The following is a 1,060-nucleotide window of genomic DNA, read 5'->3' as shown; positions in this document are numbered from 1 at the left end:
CGGACAGGGATGGCGAATCAATGCTTCGGGTTATTCCCGGTTCAACCCAAAGAGTGGCAACCGCTACATCTACATAGGCGGTTTCGCTATCATCCGCTTTAGCGTGTACAGGGGTAAAAAGGGAAAAGAGGAAGATTAAGCAAAGTACACCGGTGATCATCCTTCTCCATAGATTCATAGCATTTCCTCCTTTAAATTAAGATGGATAGGAGATACCAATCCCAGGAGAGTTCGGAAGATGAATTTCGCTTCCTTGAAAGAACGGGAACTGGTTGCTGTCATCGAGCCATAGTGGCGCATCTAAGTCGACTCTTGTAATGTTGGGGTGAGCCGCTGCTAAATGGGCTGCCGCTAATACGGAAAGTGTCGGTTCCATCATGCTTCCAATCATGCATTGTATGCCCGCTGATTCCGCAAGGCTGGCGATAGTATACGCTTCTCGTAATCCTCCGGTTTTCATCAGCTTAATATTGATCAAATCCACTGCTTGGCAGCGAATGAGTGTGAGAGCATCGTGAGCAGAAAACACGCTCTCGTCTGCCATAATGGGGATGTTGACTCGTTCGCGAATAAAGCGCAATCCTTCAATATCATATTTCGGAACAGGTTGTTCGATAAACTCGATTGGGAGGTTGCTTTGTTCCAATTGACGAATAATACGAACAGCTTCTTTTGCCGTCCATCCTTGATTGGCATCAATGCGCAGCACTACGTTCGGTCCAATCGCTTCGTAAATCCGCTTGATTCGTTCTATATCTTTTTTAGCCTCTTTCCCCACTTTGATTTTTAGAACGGAGAATCCGTGGTTGATTGCTATTTCTGCATCGCGAATCATCTGCTCTGTTGGATTGACACTGATGGTCATATCGTTTACATGATCATGAGTTTTTCCACCGAACCATTGATAAAGGGGGATTCCTAAGTGTTTGCCAAGTGCATCGTGCATGGCCATGTCTAGTGCTGCTTTGGCACTTGTATTGCCGACACAACATGTTTGCACATCTTTTGTGTTTTTCGCGATCATTTCAATATCGCGGCCGATGACGACCGGAATGAGTCT

The 1,060-nt window shown here is 45.8% G+C and carries 1 protein-coding gene; it reads right to left on the bottom strand.

The window, feature by feature from the left end:
• Nucleotides 1-196 precede the first annotated feature (196 nt).
• Nucleotides 197-1,060 (bottom strand): dipeptide epimerase (locus tag M948_RS42450; protein ID WP_021292747.1); only part of this gene is annotated, 864 nt, incomplete at its 5' end.

Source organism: Virgibacillus sp. CM-4 (assembly GCF_000445495.1).
Taxonomy (GTDB): domain Bacteria; phylum Bacillota; class Bacilli; order Bacillales; family Amphibacillaceae; genus Virgibacillus; species Virgibacillus salexigens.
Note: the sequence above shows the minus strand (reverse complement) of the source record. Positions and strands in the feature narration are given on the sequence as shown.